This is a genomic window from Stomatobaculum sp. F0698, from assembly GCF_030644385.1.
Lineage (GTDB): Bacteria > Bacillota > Clostridia > Lachnospirales > Lachnospiraceae > Moryella.
Genome location: NZ_CP130060.1, coordinates 941,968 through 961,049, shown reverse-complemented (window position 1 = coordinate 961,049; position 19,082 = coordinate 941,968). Strand labels below are relative to the sequence as shown.

Annotated in this window: 14 protein-coding genes and 1 pseudogene; all 15 read right to left on the bottom strand. The window is 54.2% G+C overall.

Annotated features, from left to right (window positions below; genetic code table 11):
- Position 1: 1 nt before the first annotated feature.
- The 15 genes and pseudogenes from QU660_RS04520 to miaB all read right to left on the bottom strand — a co-directional run bounded on the left by QU660_RS04520 (position 2) and on the right by miaB (position 19,063).
- A complete protein-coding gene (locus tag QU660_RS04520; RefSeq protein WP_304947127.1) occupies positions 2 to 685 on the bottom strand; it encodes a YggS family pyridoxal phosphate-dependent enzyme in 684 nt (227 codons plus the stop codon).
- A 9-nt stretch (positions 686 to 694) separates the two neighbouring features.
- Complete coding sequence (locus QU660_RS04515) at positions 695 to 2,104, bottom strand: HlyD family efflux transporter periplasmic adaptor subunit (RefSeq protein ID WP_304947126.1); 1,410 nt, start codon at positions 2,102 to 2,104, stop codon at positions 695 to 697.
- A gap of 86 nt (positions 2,105 to 2,190) precedes the next feature.
- Complete coding sequence (locus tag QU660_RS04510; RefSeq protein ID WP_304947125.1) at positions 2,191 to 2,610, bottom strand: twitching motility protein PilT; 420 nt, start codon at positions 2,608 to 2,610, stop codon at positions 2,191 to 2,193.
- Between the two features lie 59 nt (positions 2,611 to 2,669).
- On the bottom strand, positions 2,670 to 3,617 hold the full coding sequence (locus tag QU660_RS04505; protein WP_304947124.1) for a D-alanyl-D-alanine carboxypeptidase family protein: 948 nt from the start codon (positions 3,615 to 3,617) through the stop codon (positions 2,670 to 2,672).
- 82 nt (positions 3,618 to 3,699) lie between these two features.
- On the bottom strand, positions 3,700 to 4,098 hold the full coding sequence (gene mgsA, locus QU660_RS04500; RefSeq protein WP_304947123.1) for a methylglyoxal synthase: 399 nt from the start codon (positions 4,096 to 4,098) through the stop codon (positions 3,700 to 3,702).
- Between the two features lie 35 nt (positions 4,099 to 4,133).
- On the bottom strand, positions 4,134 to 5,303 hold the full coding sequence (locus QU660_RS04495; protein WP_304947122.1) for an FtsW/RodA/SpoVE family cell cycle protein: 1,170 nt from the start codon (positions 5,301 to 5,303) through the stop codon (positions 4,134 to 4,136).
- An 85-nt stretch (positions 5,304 to 5,388) separates the two neighbouring features.
- Entirely contained in the window at positions 5,389 to 8,280 is a 2,892-nt protein-coding gene (locus QU660_RS04490; RefSeq protein ID WP_304947121.1) for a penicillin-binding transpeptidase domain-containing protein, read from the bottom strand.
- Between the two features lie 10 nt (positions 8,281 to 8,290).
- Positions 8,291 to 8,803 (bottom strand): rod shape-determining protein MreD, encoded by a 513-nt coding sequence (gene mreD, locus QU660_RS04485; protein ID WP_304947120.1) that lies wholly within the window; start codon positions 8,801 to 8,803, stop codon positions 8,291 to 8,293.
- 466 nt (positions 8,804 to 9,269) lie between these two features.
- Positions 9,270 to 10,088, bottom strand: a pseudogene (mreC, locus tag QU660_RS09845) (rod shape-determining protein MreC); the annotation flags it as partial.
- Entirely contained in the window at positions 10,085 to 10,777 is a 693-nt protein-coding gene (radC, locus tag QU660_RS04475; RefSeq protein WP_304947119.1) for a RadC family protein, read from the bottom strand. The pseudogene mreC and the gene radC, both read right to left, overlap by 4 nt.
- Before the next feature lie 60 nt (positions 10,778 to 10,837).
- Positions 10,838 to 12,130, bottom strand: coding sequence for a methionine gamma-lyase family protein (locus QU660_RS04470; protein WP_304947118.1), 1,293 nt, complete (start codon positions 12,128 to 12,130; stop codon positions 10,838 to 10,840).
- On the bottom strand, positions 12,127 to 13,080 hold the full coding sequence (gene miaA, locus QU660_RS04465) for a tRNA (adenosine(37)-N6)-dimethylallyltransferase MiaA (protein ID WP_304947117.1): 954 nt from the start codon (positions 13,078 to 13,080) through the stop codon (positions 12,127 to 12,129). The genes QU660_RS04470 and miaA overlap by 4 nt, the downstream gene beginning before the upstream one ends.
- Positions 13,073 to 15,064, bottom strand: a complete 1,992-nt coding sequence (mutL, locus tag QU660_RS04460; RefSeq protein WP_304947116.1) for a DNA mismatch repair endonuclease MutL — start codon at positions 15,062 to 15,064, stop codon at positions 13,073 to 13,075. Before mutL ends, miaA begins: the two co-directional genes overlap by 8 nt.
- Entirely contained in the window at positions 15,061 to 17,649 is a 2,589-nt protein-coding gene (gene mutS / locus QU660_RS04455) for a DNA mismatch repair protein MutS (protein ID WP_304947223.1), read from the bottom strand. Before mutS ends, mutL begins: the two co-directional genes overlap by 4 nt.
- A gap of 16 nt (positions 17,650 to 17,665) precedes the next feature.
- Positions 17,666 to 19,063 carry a tRNA (N6-isopentenyl adenosine(37)-C2)-methylthiotransferase MiaB gene (miaB, locus tag QU660_RS04450; protein ID WP_304947115.1) on the bottom strand — a complete coding sequence of 466 codons (1,398 nt, stop codon included), beginning with the start codon at positions 19,061 to 19,063 and terminating at the stop codon, positions 17,666 to 17,668.
- Positions 19,064 to 19,082: the final 19 nt, after the last annotated feature.

Genomic DNA, 19,082 nt, shown 5'->3' with positions numbered 1-19,082 from the left:
CTTATGCTCGAGCGCCGAACAGTCCGGTTCCCACCCGAACCATGGTGGCACCTTCCTCAATTGCAACGCTGTAATCTCCGGTCATACCCATAGACAAAATATCCATACTGATATTATCCAGTGTATTCCACTTTGTGTCAATGGATATTTCTTTCAATTTTTGAAATATCTCTCGATTATTCTCCGCATTCGTTGTGAACGGAGCAACGGTCATGAGCCCGCGAATTCGCAAATTTTTATATTGGCGAAGACGGCTCAGCAGCTCCCACAGTTCGGAGGGATGAAAGCCAAACTTACTTTCTTCCTCGGCAACGTTCACTTCAAGCAAGCCTTCCACGGTAATTTTCTGCTTCATGGCCTCAAAATCGACCGCGTCCAAAAGCTTCAGCGAATCCAAAGAATGAATTAAAACCGTATTGGAGAGAACCGACTTGACCTTATTTGTCTGCAGATGTCCGATGAGATGCCAACGAATATCCGCCGGTAGTTGAGGCTCTTTTCCGAGCATTTCCTTGACCTTATTCTCGCCGAAATCACGAATTCCCAGGGCATATGCCTCCTCAATCGCAGAGACCGGCTGCGTCTTGCTCACCGCAATCAGAGTCACACTTTCCCGTGCTCTTCCGACCCGTTCGCAGGCACTCTTGATATTGCTTTCCACTTCCCGTAAATTCTGACTCAGCATAGTTCCTCCTCAATAAATCAATGCACCGTCACGCCCCTCGCTGCCGTTTAACAGAATGCGATCGTAGGGACTGATGCTGCCGCTGATATCGCGGTGTACAATGGCATACTCATCGTTTTCCTCGATGATTTTGACTTTTCGAAATTCCGCAACGCCGGCTGTCACACTGTAGACGCCGATGATTTCTCCCGTTGCTCCGACCTGAAATTTTTGATCGCGCGCATCGTTGATCAGCTGATCTCCTTCCTGTAAACCGGAGCCGCCGTCCATGCTGATATAGAAATAATCATCATCGCGATCGACAACCGTGACCGGCACATCGCTCGCCTGCTCCTGACCGTTTTCGATCTTCAGGCGATGTACGACATTCCCGTTATTCGCCCCGCCTCGGGTCAAATAGATGAGTGGAATCGCGTAGAATTTTTTCTTCGTGAGCGCACTTTTTTGCACCTTGAGACCGTCCTTGCTTCCCTCCACAATGCGGAAAGAAACAAAGCGGTCTTCGAGAAATTGAATCATATAACGCTGGAAGGTTAATACACCGTAACGCTTCTTGCTGCTCTCATCCTTGTCGGAAATCTCATGGTAGTCACCGCTCATACTGATATTGCTGCCGATAAAATTAACCCGGAGACTCTTCGTATTTTCACGCGTCTCCTTATCGCCGAGCGGAAAAATCACTTTCCACTCCTCCGAAGGAACAATGCGATACACCACATCTCCCGCGTTGACATAGTTGTTTTGCCCCTTCGTCCCCTGCACGGGCCCGTCTTGTTTCATGGTACTCTGTTCGAACAGACTCGCGCTGATATCGTCTTCTGTCAGTCCCTTTGCACTGTAGGAATCGACATGGAACGATACGACGCCCGCCAGCGGTGAGCTCACATCAGTCAACTCGATTCCTTGTTTTTGCATCTCGGAATCCAAATTATCCAAAAGACTCAGAGAAGCATAAGAAGACAGCAGAGACTGGATATTGTCCTCCGCAGCATAGTTTTGAATAAACTGATCTCTGTCATAGCTTTTACGATAGGACGAAAGACGATTTTTAATTTCGTGGATGTTATCGGCGTCCAGTGCGTTGTTTCCCGATAAACTGCTTTGAAGCAAGGGGCTTACATCCGTCGAGGTCAGCGCATAGATGCGATTCCCGACAGCCGCGCGTTTTCCTTCCTGCAAATAATAGACCGGATAACCGCTGCGCGGGGCTGTCTCAAGCTGCTCATCTCTCAGTATGATACCCGTGTAATCGGTGTTGCTGACAATCTCTCCGGGTTCTACGGTGACAATGCGCGGATGTTTCTTCATAAACGGTGCGATTATAATCAATGCAAGATAGATGATACCGCCAAGCAGGAAAATGTGCTCCGGTCGTAAGATTCCGGAGTTCTCCTGTTTCGCTTTCTTTTGATTCTCCAAAAGCACCTCCGCTTGTGCGAAAAAGCCTATACACAAGTACGGACAGCCCGAAAGGGCTGCCCGTAAAGTATTGAATCGCCTCTGTTTTAGAGTGCGACGACAACGTCTTTCTTTGCATTCTCCGGAAGATCCACAGCATCCATCGAAACGCTGAGCACAAACTTAACATTGTACTTCTCACCGATCTTCTCAAGTGCATCAATCACCGGGGTGATATCGCCGCCCTCAAGGTTTGCGAGCTTGAGGAAGCTGTCGAGGAACATGGTCTCCAAATCATGATCCTGTGAAATGATGCCGGAGACGAAACCGGTGAAGCCGTCGCTGCTCATGATGTCGAAGTCATTCACATTGATCAAGCGAATCTTATTGCTGAGCTCATACATGTGCTTTGCACTCTTATCAAGGTAGACAACCGTGCCCTTCGCGTCCTTAACAGCCTCATTTGCCATCTCAAGAAGACGCTTGGTTTTTCCCTTTCCCTTGACGCCCACAATAATCTGAACCATGTTTCTACCTCCTTGGTATCTTTCTGTTATGATAATTATACGTTAGTGCCCCAAAAAGTTCAATGGACTTGTGCGCTTTTTTGGAGCAACAGGCTGGTGTCTTGATATAAGGTATCGTGATTCGGTGATTTGAGCACAATCGAATAATACTCTCTTCCGGACTCGGAGGCGCTGAGCTGCGCAAGGCAGGCACCTGCCGCCAAGGTAGTTCCCGTCTTGGCTGCGACTACCGAAAATCCCGTCGGAAGTTTTGCCTTGCCGACAAGATAATAGTTGGTGCTGAACCATTTTTTCTGCACGGCTTGTCCCGATGCATCCACGTAGTCCGCGACATAGAGTTTCTCGCTCGCGAGTTTCCGAAATTCCGGGTATTTCATGGCCTCGTGCAGAATCAAATAGAGGTCGTAAGGCGTTGTGTAGTGATCGGGATCCGTGAGACCGTGCGAATTTGTGAAGTGCGTGCCGGTTGCGCCGAGTTCTTTCGCACGCCGGTTCATCCTCTCGACAAAGGCCTCTTCGCTGCCCGCAACGCGTGTTGCGACCATATTCGCCGCATCCGCGCCGGATCGCACCATGAGACAATAGAGCACCTGCTCCGCTGTCAGCTGATCTCCCTGCTGAAAGCCGCCCATGCTTGCGCCGGGTTCCGAGACCACAATTTCCGGTCCGGCCGTCCATAGATCGTCCATATGAATCTCCGGATCTTCGAGTGCAATCAAACAGGTCATGATTTTCGTTGTCGATGCCGGATTCATTCGTGTGTAGGCATTGTGTGAGAGCAGACTTTTTTTGTTGGTCCCGTCAATCAGAAGAACTCCTTCGGCGCGCACGTCCGTCAGATACTCGCTGCCGCTCTCCGCTTCGGGTACCGCCAAGTCCGCGGCAAAGGGGACTAGCACCGAGCTCGGATTTGTGCTCTTCAGTAGTGCCGTGCCGTCTTCCGCCGCCGCATAGCGCTTTGAAAAACGCATCCCGAACTCGCGATAGGCCAGAACTCCGCAAATCAAACAGAGCAGAAGGAACAGGCGAAGGAGCGGTAATCCTCGCTTTTTTCGCCTTCTGTTTGCCCTTCTCCGGCTTCCGCCGTACTCAGCGCCTGTAGTAATTTCGGAATTCAAACTCGCCACGCTCCATGGATTTAATCAGCAGTTCCGCGGTTGCAAGATTGGTGGCAACCGGGATGTTATGAATATCGCAAAGTCTGAGCACATTGCCGACGTTGGGTTCGTGCGGCTTCGGCTGCAAAGGATCACGAAGAAAAATAACGAGATCCAGATCATTGTCTTCAATCTGGGCACCGAGCTGCTGCTCGCCTCCCAGATGTCCCGCAAGATACTTGTGAACCGTTAAATTCGTAACCTCCTCCACGAGACGTCCCGTGGTTCCGGTTGCGAACAGCGTATGCTTCGCAAGTATTCCGCGATAAGCGACACAAAAGTTCTGCATCAACTTCTTTTTTGCATCATGTGCAATCAATCCGATATTCATACTGCCATTTCCTCATTCTTTCTTTGAAAGATTGCTCAGCGGTATCTTCCCCCAAAGCCGACTCTGCCGCGCGGCATGTCATCTTCGTGTACGATATCCCGCCGTTGCAGTCCGACATTGATTACCAAGCCAATTTGCACGTAAAAGGCGAGCAGTGAGCTGACTCCGTAACTGATAAACGGAAGCGTAAGACCTGTGTTTGGGAAAATACCGGTCGCCACCGCAATGTTGCTGAAGCCTTGGAACGCAATCAGCGCACCGACTCCGGTGCAAATAATACGCCCCTCCATGTCACGCGCCTTTCCCGCGAGATAAAAACACTCGTAAACCAAAATCGCATAGAGCAACAGCACCAGAAGGCAACCGACAAAGCCCATTTCCTCCCCGATGACAGCAAAAATAAAGTCTGTCTGTTCCTCCGAGAGGAAGTTTCCGCTTTTAACGGAAGCCAAGGTGTTATTGTTAAGGCCCTTGCCGAAGAGCTGTCCCGAGCCGATAGCCATAATGGAGTTGTCCTGCTGCCAGTTTGCATCCGCATACTTAGCCGGGTAAAGAAAGGCCAAAATACGCCGCACCTGATAATCCTTTAGGAACGGCACCATACCTCTTTGCAAGAGAAACAAAGTACTCAGACCGAAGGGAACCGCAACCAACATGGAAAGCCCGATCCAGCGATAGCTGAGCTCTGCCGCAAACAGCATGGCAAGTATGCTGACCGTCACGACGATGGTCGTCGAGAGATCCGGCTCCGAACTGATGAGACCGATCGGAATCATCGCGAACGCCGCAAACAGTAGCAAAAAACGAGGTTCGTTGACGCTCTCACGGTTCTTTCCGAGCAGCCAGGCAAAAAACATCACAACACCGATTTTGGCAAACTCGGAAGGTTGCACCTGTCCGACTCCCGGCAGTACGACCCAGCGCTTCGCGCCGTTGACGCTTCTTCCGAAAAAGCGCACCATGAGCAGCAGAATTGCACATATCGCAAATACCAGCACCGCATAGCGCAGCAATTTTTGATAGGGCACAAAGCATATCAGTGCGATGACCGCTATGCCGAGTGCCATGCCGGTCGCCTGACGCCCGACATAGGCCATGCTCTGATTCGTTGCGCTGTTGATTGCCAAAATACCTATGACATTCAGCGCGCAGACCGCAAAGAGCAAGCGGAATGAAAACGCTCTCAAAAAATGTTTTACATCCATTCCGCGCACGCCTCCTCAAATTCTAACGGAAAACCGGTAATATTTCCAGTATTTTTAGCTAAATTGTCAAAAATCTTCAAGTTTTTTAATCCTCAATCCGTGCATCGCTTGCGCGTTGCGCACCTGCGTTCAGAACCTCATCCACATTCGTATAGCCGAAGCAGAGCCGATAAACATCCTTAGCCACGGAAGCCGCGTTTGCCGAGGTATAACCGTAGGGGATGTTCACCGTAACCGCAAGGCTCGGGTTCTCATAAGGACCGAACGAAATGAAGAACGCGTGGTTTGCTCGCGTTTTCGACTCCTGTGCCGTACCGGTTTTTCCGGCGATGTTGACTTCTAAGCCCTTAAAAATACGGCTTGCCGAACCGGACTCGACCACCCCGCGCATACCGCGCTGTACGACGTCCCAGTTCTCCGCTTTTACGTCCATGGTCTTAATGACATTGGGTTCGTAACTCCGGATGGCCTCTCCCTGCCAGTCCGTCACACGATCCAAGACCGAAAGATTAAAGACCGTGCCGCGGTTGGCGAGCGCCGTCACATAGCGAGAAAGTTGTACGTTGGCAAAGGAGTTCGTACCCTGTCCGATGGCCGACTGCTCCGGACTCTGATTCGAAATCATGGGATCGTTCTCGATAATTTCAACACCGGACTTCTGGTCCAAACCAAACATGATCGCATACTTGCTGAGGCGCTCCATGCCAAGCCCCGGGTCATACTCGCCCTGCGCATTCGTCGCGAGACGATGACCGAGATCCGCAAAGAAAACGTTACAGGAATTTCGGATACCGGACTCCATGTTCTGGAGTCCGTGACGTCCCGGATAGATCCAACAGCGAAGCGGCGGCGTAATCTCATCGTAAATACCGGTACCATTAATGGTATCGGTGAGACCGAATACATTTTCCTCAAGTGCCGCAATCGCAGTGATGGGCTTAAAGGCAGAACCCGGCGCTTTTCTCGCCTGCGTCGCGTTGTTGTAAAGCGGAAGAGATTCGTCTTGTACGAGGCGCGTGTAGTAACGTGCGTCCATCGTGTTGGTCAGACGATTGTTGTCGTAACCCGGATAGGATACCAGCGCTTTTACCTTTCCGGTTGTGACATCGGTCACGACACAGCCCGCGGTACAGGGATCCAGCGCAAGCTGTGCCGGTGTGATTTTCAAATCCGACACGAGCTGTACAAAATAGCTGTAAGCGTAGGCGGGACCGTTTGAAGCAAGGGCAGCCTGTGCGGCGGGATCCGGCTCCAGCACGCCTTGATCGAAGAGCGCGAGACAAAGTTCTCTTCCGCCGACCAAATTATTTCGTATCATGTATTGGCAGAGCAGCTTTTCAAAGTCGGAATTACTCTTCAGTTCTTCCAGCGAAGAATCGATCAAAGCCTGATAGACTTCTTCCGCTCCCGCGTATTTTTTGACTCCCTTCACTGCGGTGGTATTGATCCAACCGTCTTTAATACCGTCCTGCAGGAATTCACGCAGCGAAATGGAGTCTGCCTTCCAACGGGCATAGTAATCTTTGCTGCTATCAATCTGATCTTTCTCAACAATACCGCTCTCCGAAGAAGCGAGATAGGTATAGAGGAAATAGAGAAATGCGCGCTGATCGTTCGGAAGTTCCGCCATATTGAGCGGGGCGGAATCCATGAGTTGGGATCGCATCGCGGCCAAAGAACTCTCCCCGTAGCTGCGAAGACGCTCCGCGATAAAACGCTCGGTCTCACTCGCAGACTCGCCCTTGATGTGATCCAGAGAGAGTACATTGTTTCCGATCAGCTGGTAGTAAGCATCCTTAATCGGAATGAGGCGTGCCGTTGAGTCCGTGGTATCGTTGTTCGGATTGTCCTCATTCACCAGCTTTGCGGCGAGTATACCCGCGAGATGCTGCTCGAGCTGATGATAGATACCGACCTGTAGGTCACGGTCGATTGAGAGGTACACATCGTTACCCGCGACCGGTTCGGTCTCACTCTCCACTTCCATCACGTGGCCGACGTTATCGACATACATGGTACGGGATCCCTTTTTGCCGTGCAGATCCTGCTCCATGTACTCTTCTATGCCGGTGCGTCCTATGGTATCGCTGAGACTGTAGTCCGGATTCTTTTCGCGCAACTCTTTTAACTGCTCATCCGGCACTTTACCGACATATCCGATCAGCGATGAGAACGGAACCGCATCGTTATAGACACGCTCCGTGGTCTGCTCACAGTTGACACCGAGCAACTTTGCCTGATTCTCGAGAATGTCGACTCGGGTCTCATCCTTCACGTGTGTCACAACAACGGTGCTCTCGTAGCTTCGATACGCTGTGAGCCCCATGGTATAGCGGATATTCACAAGTTCCAGCTTCTCCAAATTGCTGAGACTCAGCGGATTACCTTCTTCATCCTTCAGCTCATTTAACTTATAGCTTTGAAAACGCTTGTTCAGCAACTCTTCGGCCGTAATTTCCGAGGGGTATTTTCCGGAAGCACCGGTCAATTCCGTAACTCGCTTCAAGCCGTAAAAGTCGCGGAGAAAACGCTTTCTTGCCTCTTCATTGGGGCTCGTGAAGTAAAACGCGCCGTTGTCGTTCAGACCGATTTCCAATCGTCCGGTCACGGTCTCCCCGTGCGCATTCAAAATCCGGATCAGACGATAATACATGAGATTACGCTGCGCGGGCTTCCTGTATTCGCCGCTGTCCTTGATGGTCACATTATAGGAGAGACGGTTATACGCCAGCAGCTTTCCGTTTGTATCAAAGATATTGCCGCGTGTCGCGGGAATGGACACCGTCTTCTCGGTCTTTTGCAGATAGTTCTTCTGGTAAGACTCTCCGTTGATTATCTGCAGCTGATACAGGCGAAAGACCATGACTGCGAGCAGCCCCATATAGCCGAGGCCCAATATAAAGAGTCGCGACGTTTTTACCTCTCTGCGCAGTTCTGCAAAGCGTTCGCGCAGTAATTCCAGAAAATCTCTCAGCACTGATTTCTCCTCAGACAGTCGCCCGCCTCTGATCCAGGAACTCTAGCTTACGGTTGTACCATAGGAAGAAGCGGTAGATGACCAGCGTAAACAACAGGGAAATGATAATCTCGGGAAATACGATATTTCGGAAGTAAAACGGAAAATCGAATTTGCCCCGGATGACAAAACGGAACACGTAGATGTAGAAGTTATAGAGAAACTCGTTGATGGTGCAGAGTAACAGCGGCAGCGTGATGTAGCTCTCATAGTAGTATTTCGAGAGGGCTCCGTTTAAAAAGCCGATCCACACAAAAAAGAGCGTGAAAAAGCCGAAGGCGCCCGAGTGAAACAAATCCATGAGCAATCCCGCCGCAAGTCCGTAGAGCATGCCGTCCCTCTGCCCGTAAATAAAGGCGTAGGCAAAGGTGAAAATAAGAATCAAATTAGGCGTCGCCGAGAGGAAGGGAATAAAAGGCAGGATGGAGCTCTGCAGCGCAAAGGCCGCAACCAACACAAGTAAATTTAAGAGGGTACGCTTCATAAGGGCCTCCTCAAGGGTTACTCGGCAAACTTTCGACTGTCTGCACGGGTTCGGTGGCCGCCGCACTCTCCTGGGGCTGTGCTGCCGTTGTCTCGGTACGTGTTCTCTCTGTCTCTTGCTGTCTTCTTTCCGTGGAAGCAGAAGTTTCTCGCCGTCTCGTCTCTCGTCGTGCTTCCGTCGTCTCACGGCGGGGCTCGGTCGCACGCGTGGTACTTGCAGCGGTCGTAGAAGCGGCCGTCGTTCTCGCAGCTGTGGTACTCGCGACGGTGGTACTCGCAGCCGTTGTGGCTTCGGCCGTCGTCTCGCTTGCGGCAGTCTCAGCAGCGGCACCGCTCTCTTCCCCCGGCATCGTCTCCGAAGCTGCGCTGCTTTCTTCCGCGGCAGAGGTTTCGGCAGCGGTCAGACTTTCCGGATCCGGCAGCGATGTCCGCGGCGTCTCAAAGCTGCCGTCCTCCCGCATCTCCGACTTAAGGTCCAATATAACCAGAACTTCCTGTATGGTCTCAAAATCAGCCACCGGGACCAAGGTTCCGCTCCGCGTGAGTCTGTCCGGGTCGGTCTTCAGATCCCCGGCATAGCCGATCAAAATACCCGGCAAAAACTTGGAACTCACCGTGCTCGTCACAATGGCATCGCCGTCTTTGATATCCGCCGTGTCGGTGATATCGCTGATTTTTAACTTGCCGTTGGCATAGAGCTGCAGATTGCCGGAGACAATACAGGTATCGTTCGACTGAATCGCCATGGCACTCACGCGGCTCACATCATCGATGATCGAACGAACCGTCGCATAGTTATCGCCGACATCGGTCACGATGCCGATGAGGCCGCCGTCACCGACTACGTTCATATCCGGCTTGATGCCGTCGCGCGCCCCCTTGTCAATGCGGAACACGTGAAACCAGTTTCCGGTATCCTTCGCGATGACCCTGGCTCCCGTCATACGATACTGTCCGTAGGTCTGATTCAACTCATAGAGTTTGCGAAGACGACTCAGTTCGTAGCTGTCGCTCTGCAGACGCGTGTTTTCCATGGTGAGTGTGGCAACTTGTTCGCGCAGAGATTCATTGTCCGCGAGGGCGGTTCGCATTTTCTCCTGATTCTTGAAATTGCTGTAAACCGCACTGCCCACCCGATTCACACCGGTCTGGACCGGCAACAGAAAATAACCCACCGCAGTCCGGATGGGGCGAAGCTGTTCGTTTTTAATTGTCGTCAGTCCTATCATTCCGACGCAGGATACGCTGAGAACAATGAGAACCAAACGGTTATTCGATATTTTCACAATAGACCCCACTCCTTAAAACTGTAGTAGGCATTATCTCCGATGACAATGTGATCTTCCAGCGGAATGCCGATGAGCTTCGCGGCCGCCTGCACTTCTGCGGTCACGCGTTGATCGTCCGCGCTGGGACGCGGATCTCCGCTCGGGTGATTGTGCACGAGTATCATACGCACGGCCCGTGCACGGAGCGCGGCAATCATGAGCTCCCGCACAGAGACGACGGAGGCATCCACCGAGCCGCGGCTCAGGAGCTGATCGCTGATAAAGCGCAGTTTGGTGTCGAGAAAGGCCGCATGCAGCTCTTCCTGCTCGAGGTGGCGCAGGGCCTCCATATAATAGCGCGCGCAAAGCCCGGGATCCGAAAAGGCTGTCGTCAGATTCTTTGCGGCCTCGCGCCGCCATATGCGCTTCGATAGTTCTCCGATGGCAACAAGCTGCAAGGCCTTTGCCTCTCCGACGCCGCGAAGGCGCATGTAGTCCTGCATGCTGTTGTGCAAGAGTCCGAGCAGGCCTTCCCGCCGCGGTTCCATCTCGAGAACCAGCGCAGAGAGTGCCGTGACATCCTGCCCTCGGCAGCCGCTCCGCAAGAGAAGGGAGAGCAATTCGCGGTCGCTCAGGCTTGCAATGCCGAGGCGTCTTGCCTTTTCCGCAGGTCTTTCTTCCGGCCGTACATCTCTCAACTTTATCATTCGTCTTCCTCCCAAGCTCTCCAGGCACAGTGAGGAAATACGTTTTTATTATAGCACAGTTTAAACGAGCCCGGCGTCCGCAAGCTTCTGAAGGGACATGAGCACGCCGATTTTTGCGTGGGCATAGGTGAGTCCGCCCTGGAAAAAGGCGGTGTAAGGCGGACGCATGGGACCGTCGGCCGAGAGCTCAATCGAAGCGCCGGAGACAAAGGTGCCGGCCGCCATGATAACAGGCTCCTCATAGCCCGGCATATCCCAGGCCTCCGGTGTCACAAAGCTGTCCACCGGGGAGGCAGCTTGGATGCCGATGCAGAAAGCAGAGAGCGCCTCCGGAGACTGTAAGTCGACAGACTGAATAATATCATGACGGAGCTCTTCCGCCCGCGGCTTCACCGCAAAGCCGAGATTCTGATAGAGCTGCGCCGCAAAAATTGCCCCCTTCTCCGCGGAGGCCGTGACGGTAGGCGCGAGGAAGAGTCCCTGGAAAAACTGGCGCGTGACACCGAGCGAAGCGCCGAGTTCTTTTCCGAGGCCCGGCGCCGTGAGGCGATAGGCCGCGTTCTCGATGTACTCACGTTTTCCGGCAATGTAACCGCCGATCGGTGCAAGACCGCCTCCCGGGTTCTTGATGAGGGAGCCAACCATCAGGTCTGCGCCGTATTCGCTCGGCTCATGGCGCTCCACGAATTCGCCGTAGCAATTGTCCACCATGCAGATGACATCCGGTTTCACGGATTTGACAAAGCGAATCAGCTCCGCAATCTCCTCGACCGAGAGTGTTTTCCGCGCGGAATAACCCTTGGAGCGCTGAATTTCGATTAGGCGCGTTTTCTCGTTGATGCCTTCGCGAATCGCTTCAAAGTCAAAGCTGCCGTCTTCTTTTAAATCCGCCTGGCGATAGCTGACCCCGTACTCCCTGAGGCTTCCGCACTGCGGCCGTATCCCGATCACCTGGTCCAGGGTGTCATAGGGCTTGCCGACCGGAGAGAAAATCTCATCGCCCGGGCGCAGGTTTCCGAAGAGCGCAACCGTAAGCGCATGGGTGCCGCTCACAAGCTGCGCGCGAACCAGTGCATCCTCGGTGCCGAAAACAGAGGCGTAAACTGCCTCCAACGCATCACGGCCGAGGTCGTTATAGCCGTAACCGGTGCTCGGCGAAAGATGTGCTTCACCGATGCGATGCTTTCTCAGCGCATTGAGTACCTTCATTTGGTTGTACTCGGCAATCGCATCGATTTCCGCAAAGCGCGACTTGCACTGCGCCTCTGCCTCTTGTCCCAGCTTCATGATTCGCTCCGACAGTCCCGCCGCACGGTAAATATCATGGAGGCTCTCTTCAAAGTTCTCGCTCATTCGGTATCTTCCCTTCTGTCACGAACGCGGCGCAGCATGTCTTCGAGTATCGCTTCCTCGGAGGCATAGTCTTCCCGCATAAACCACCGCGCATCTCTCTCCCGGCGAAACCAGGTGATTTGGCGCTTTGCAAAATGTCTCGTATCCGTTTTAACCTGTTCCTTGCAGACCGATAGCTCTGCCTCTCCGTCGAGGTAAGGAAAGAGCTCGTGGTAACCGATGCCCTGCATGGAAGTCGCTGTCCGCGGTACGCCCCGCAGAGCAAGTGTACGCACTTCATCGACGAGTCCCGCCTCAAACATTGCTTCCACCCTGGCATCGATTCTACGGTAGAGCGAGGCTCTGTCCATATTGAGCACAAAGTAGAAGAGGCGGTAGGGGGAGCGGCGCTCCCTCGCCGCCGCATTGTGAAGCGAGATTTTATCGCCGCTCGAAAGATAGTACTCAAGCGCACGGAGGACCCTCTTCTCATTGTTCGGATGAATTTGCGCCGCAGCTTCCGGGTCGACCCGGGTGAGTTCCGCGTAGAGCGCCGCAATCCCCTCGCGGGCTCTTCGCGCCGCCAGGGCCGCATGCACGGCCTCATCCCGGCTTTCTTCGGAAAAGGGCACATCGTAGAGTACGGTCTGCAGATAAAATCCGGTTCCGCCGACCAAAATCGGGACTTTGCCGCGCGCCTGAATGTCCGCTATCGCATTCGTTGCGCGCTGCTGAAACTGCATCGCGTCAAAATTCTCTTCGGGCTCCAGAATGTCGATCAGATGGTGCGGAATTCCCTGCATCTCTTCTGTTCGAATTTTTGCCGTCCCGATGTCCATGCCGCGGTATACCTGCATGGAATCCGCGGAGATAATTTCACCGTTCAGTTCTTTGGCAAGTGCAAGGGAGAGCGCGGTTTTTCCGACCGCCGTGGGGCCGGTGAGCGCAATCAGCGTCTGTTTCTCACACAATGCGCTTAAACCTCCGTTCCAGTTCTGTTTTTGTGAGTTCAATGATGGTCGGTCTGCCGTGCGGGCAGTTGTAGGGGTTTTCGAGGGAAAAGAGCTCATCGAGCAGGGCTTCCGCCTCCGCAAGCGAAATGTGCTGATTTCCCTTGATTGCCGCCTTACAGGACATGGATGCCGTCTTCTCGATAATGAGGAGTGGCACATCGTCCGCGCGCTGTCCCTCTGCGAGACTCGCAAACATGGTCTTTAAGAGCTCTTCCTTTAGGACAGAGGGCAGAATATTCGGCACGGCGCGCACCGCATAGCTGGAACCGCCGAAATGCTCGACGGAAAAACCGATTTTTTCAAAGCTCTCCCGCTCACTCTCAAGCAACGCCTGCTCTTCCGCACTCAGGGTGATAAGGAGCGGCGGTTCCAAACGCTGGGAACTGAGTTCCTGCTTTCGATAAGACGCAAGCAGCCTCTCATAGTTTACCTTCTCGTGTGCCGCATGTTGATCGATGAGATAGAGTGAATTTCCGCGCTCCGCGAGCCAGTAGGTGTCAAAAACAGCGCCGATTAAGCGGAGATTTTTTCTCTCCTCAGGCCGAAAGAGCGCATACTGCCCCCCGCGTTCCACAGTTTCAAACGCCGGTTTTTCCTCGGCGACAGCCTTGCGCTCCGAAACCGCTTCTCTGTCCGCTGTCTGCCCGGAGTCCGGCTTTGCCGGGCTCTCCGCCGTCTTGCTTTCGCTCGTCCCTGTGCTCTCCGCCTTCGCGCTCTGATTGATTTGCCGCTGCCCGTAGGCCGAGAGAAAAGAGGAAAGCGAAAGCGCCTGCTCTTCTGCCTCCCGCTTACGCTCTTCCGTTAAGCGCTGCGTCTCAAAAGGTTCCGGCGGTTTTTTGTGCTGCGGACGTGCTTCCGCCCGCACTTCTTCCTGAGAAACGGAGTCGCGTCCGAGCGCCGCGCTTTGCGCAGCCTTCTTTTTGTTTTCTTCCTGCAGAGAGGAAAGACGAATCAACTCCGCGCGCTGCAGCGCATCCTCCACCGCGGAACGCAGAAAGAGATAGCAGGCCTGGGTGTCCGAAAAACGCACTTCCCGCTTGGTCGGATGCACATTCACATCGACTGTCTCCGGATCCATCTCAAGAAAGAGTACCGCAAAGGGGAAGTTATGTTGCATCATGCGGTCGCCGTAGCCATCCTCTATCGCCTTTGCGAGCAGCGGGCTCTTGATATAGCGCCCGTTCACGCAGTAGTGTTCGAGAGCACGGCTTCCCCTTGAAATCTCCGGTCTGCCGATAAAGCCCTGCACCGAAAAGCCCTGTTCCGTTCGCGAAACCGGAAGCAGCTTACTCGCAATCTCCCTGCCGTAGAGCTGATAGATGATGTCCTTCACTTCTCGATTCCCGCTCGTATGAAAGCGGCTCTGTCCGTTCGCAAGAAAACGGATGGAGATTTCCGGATGCGACAGCGCCAGTTCTTCCGCGAGCGCCGCAACATGCGCGGTCTCGGTGACCGCCGCCTTCAAAAAGCTGCGCCGCACCGGCGTATTAAAGAAGAGGTCGCGGGTGATGACGGTCGTGCCGCCCGGTGCCCCGACTTCTTCAAATACCGTCTCTCTGCCGCCCTCGACCGCGTAGCGTATACCGGTCAGCGCATCCCGCTGCCTTGTGATGAGCTCAATGCGGGAAACCGCCGAGATACTGGCGAGCGCCTCACCGCGAAAGCCGAGGCTACGAACGTGAAGGATATCCTCCGCGCGCTGAATCTTGGAAGTCGCATGGCGAAGAAAGGCGGTCTTTACCTCATCCGCCGGGATGCCGCCGCCGTTATCCGTCACACGTATCATCGAAATGCCGCCGTCGCGTATCTCTATCGTAATGACGCTCGCATCGGCATCGATCGCATTTTCCGTGAGTTCTTTCACAATCGAAGCGGGGCGCTCAATGACCTCGCCCGCCGCAATCTTATTGATGGTGCTCTCATCGAGAAGCTGAATGCTCATAGTGTCTCCTGTATACCGTAAAGAAGATTGATGGCCGCGCGCGGCGTGAGCTCCGAGAGATTGATTTCTCTGAGTTGTCTCAGAACCTTAAGCTCTGCCTCCGTGACGACAGGTTTCGCGTTCTGCTCGGAAGCGGGTACGGACGGCAAGTCAGCCCCGCGCGATGCGAGTTCTCGGGCGCGCGCCGCAATATCCGCACCCGAGAGTTCTTCCGCGATTTCCCGCGCCCGCGCTGTAACCGCCGCCGGTACGCCCGCGAGCTTCGCGACCTGAATGCCGTAACTCTGATCCGCACCGCCCTTGATGATTTTTCGGAGAAAGGCAATTTCATCTCCCTGCTCCTTCACCGCGATGCAGTAGTTATTGACCCCCGGTATGCTGCCTTCCAACTCGGTGAGTTCGTGGTAGTGGGTCGCGAACAGCGTTTTTGCCCCCGAAAGGCGTCCGACCGCAAGATACTCAACCACCGCCCAGGCGATCGAGAGACCGTCGAAGGTCGAAGTGCCGCGTCCTATTTCATCGAGGATAATGAGACTCTTCTTCGTCGCATTTCGAAGAATGTTTGCGACCTCTGTCATCTCAACCATAAAGGTAGACTGGCCGGAAGCGAGATCGTCCGAGGCACCGACACGCGTAAAGATGCGGTCGGAAAGTCCGAGTTCCGCGCGCTCCGCCGGAACAAAGGAACCTGTCTGCGCAAGCAGCGCAATCAGCGCGGTCTGACGCATATAGGTGGATTTTCCGGCCATATTGGGACCGGTAATGATGGCGATGCGATTCTCCTCGCTGTCAAGCAAGGTGTCGTTTTCGACAAAGCGCCCGCTCTCCATCATGCGCTCCACAACCGGATGGCGCCCGCCCACAATGTGCAGGGGACCGTCTGCCGTTAATTTCGGCCTCACATAGTGATAGCGCTCCGCGACATCCGCAAGGGAGAGCAACGCGTCAAGGTAGGCCACGATGCCGGCGCTCTTTTGGATGCGTGCAACTTCCGCGGAAAGCTTCTGTCGCAGTTCCTGAAAGAGATCGAATTCAAGGGTGAGGAGTTTCTCCTCCGCGCCGAGTATGCTCTCTTCGAGCTTCCCGAGTTCTTCGGTCGTGTAGCGCTCTGCATTCGCGAGCGTCTGCCGCCGCCGGAAGTAATCCGGCACCTGGGAGAGAAAAGAATTCGTCACCTCAAAATAATAGCCGAATACCTTGTTGTACTTAATCTTTAGATTCTTGATGCCGGTCTTAGCGCGCTCTTTTTCCTCGAGTTCCGCGAGCCACTGCTTGCCCTCGCTGCTTGCCCGCCGGTAGCGGTCCACATCCTCGTGATAGCCTTCTCGAATAATATGCCCCTCTCGGAGCGTGAGCGGCGGATCCTCCGCGATGGCGGAGCGAAGCAGGGCGCAGAGATCGCTTAAATCGTCGAGCTCGTTCGCAAACGTTTGTAAGAGCGGCGCCGAAAAGCTCTTGAGGAGCTCCCGTATCGGCGGCAGGGCCGCAATGGAGGTACAGAAGGCGAGCATATCCCGCGCGTTTGCGCTGCCGAGCGTAATGCGCCCCATGAGGCGCTCCATGTCATAAATCGGGGCGAGATACTCTCTCAGCTCTTCCCGGTCGATGTAGCGCTCCAAAAACGCCTGTACGGCGTCCTGTCTTTCTTCGATGGTCTCAAGGCTAAGAAGCGGCTTCTCGATGAGGTTCCGAAGGAAGCGAGCGCCCATCGCGGTCTTGGTGCGATCCAAAACCCAGAGCAGGGAGCCGTGCTTACCCTTATCCCGCATGGTCTCCGTGAGCTCAAGATTGCGCCGAGACGCCGCATCGATCAAGAGATAGGCAGAGCCGCGGTAAGCCTTGAGCTCGGTGATGAGCTCGCAGCGGCTCTTCTGTGTGTCATAGAGATAGCGGAGCACCGCGCCGGCTGCGAGCGTTCCGAGCGGGTAATCGGCCAAACCGAGCGCTTCCACCGTTGCCGTATGGAAGTGCTCGCAGAGTAAGCTGACAGCGCTGTCTCTTTGGAAGGCGGAATCCGAGAGTGTACTGGTCGCGATTTCCTCGTCTGCGCGAAGCACTGCGTCCGGGGTAAAACTCTCCCTCTTTAAGAGCTCTGCCGGATGGAACTCCGCTAAAATATCGCAGAGTTCCTTCTTTCCCTCGGCTTCGGTCACAAGAAAGCTGCCGGTCGAGATATCCGCGAGGGCCAACCCGTAGCGACCGCCGTCCTCAACGACCGCGGCGAGGTAGTTATTCTTCTCCTCCTCGAGGGCTCCGGCCGCCGTGACAGTGCCGGGGGTCACAACGCGTATGACCTCGCGTTTCACCAGACCCTTTGCGAGCTTCGGATCTTCCATCTGCTCCGCGACCGCAACCTTATAGCCCTTTTTCACGAGTCGATTGATATAGGTATCTGCCGCATGAAAGGGGACACCGCACATCGGGGCTCTCTCCTCGAGTCCGCACTCCTTGCCGGTCAAAGTGAGCTCAAGCTCCTTTGACACCAGGCGCGCATCCTCAAAGAACATCTCGTAAAAATCGCCGAGGCGATAGAACAAGAGGCTGTCCGGATAGGCCTTTTTGGTCTCCAGGTAATGCGTCATCATAGGTGAAAGCGCCACTTTAGTCCCTCCTCTCTCCCATGTAATAAAAGCCCTTGGATTCCTTGAGTAAAACCGGCACCACAGCGCCGATTAAGCTCTCGTCCCCGGGGAAATGTACCATCAGATTGTTGGAAAGTCGTCCCGTCACATAGCCCGAGCGCTGCGCGTTCACTTCTTCGACCAAGACAGGCTCGATTTTCCCTTCGTCGCGGTCCGCCGCCTTCGAGGCAAACTGCTGCACCAGGGCAATGAGCCGCTTCATGCGGTCCGCGACCACATCCTCCGGCACCTGATCTTCGAACTCCGCTGCCGGTGTGCCGCTCCGCTTGGAATAAATGAAGGTGAAGGCCGCCTGGTAGGACGCGCGGGATACCACCTCGAGGGTATCTTGGAAATCCTCTTCGGTCTCCCCCGGGAAGCCGACAATGATGTCGGTCGTGAGTCCCACTTCCGGGAGTTCCCGCCGTATTTTCTCGACCAACGCGAGGTAGGACTCCTTCGTGTAGCGGCGGTTCATGCGCTGCAAAATCTTAGAGCTGCCCGACTGGAGCGGAAGGTGAATGTGACGACAGATTTTCGGATTTCGCTTGATGGTCTCAATCAGATCGTCGGAGAGATCCTTCGGGTGCGGCGTCATAAAGCGTATGCGCTCCAGCCCCTCAACCTGACATACTTTTTCGAGCAGGGAGGCAAAACTCTCGCCCCCGGCAAGGCCCTTTCCGTAGGAATTCACATTCTGCCCGAGCAGCATGATTTCTTTTACGCCGTCCGCAACGAGCGCCTTCACCTCGCGCACAATATCCTCCGCCTCGCGCGACTGCTCTCTGCCGCGCACATAGGGAACTATGCAGTAGGTACAAAAGTTGTTGCAGCCGTACATGATGTTCACGCCCGACTTAAACCAGGTCTTACGGCGCGCGGGCATGTGATCCCGGAAGTTGTTCCGCTCTTCCGCTGTATCGATAACGCGCTGATTCTCCGCCTCGACCGCGTAGAGGAGCTCCGGAAATTTCCAGATATTATGGGTGCCGAAAACCAGATCCACAAAATGATACTTCTTCTGGATGCGGAGCACTTCATCCTTCTCCTGCATCATGCAGCCGCAGATACCGATCAGCATGTCCGGATTCAGCTTTTTAAAATGCTTCACAATGCCGAGATGCCCGTAGAGCTTTTCGTTCGCATTTTCGCGCACCGTGCAGGTGTTAAAGAGGAGGATGTCCGCGTCCTCGGTCGGGATTTCCTCACAGCCGATTTCCGCGAGTATACCGGAGAGTTTCTCCGAATCGCGCGCATTCATCTGGCAGCCCATCGTTGTGATGTGATAGCGCACCGGACGCCCAAGCCGCTTGCTCTTCTCCTCAATGGTATCCTTAAGCTGCGCCACAAAGAGTGACTGCTTCTTGCTTTCCTCCATAAACCAAAACCTTTCCGCG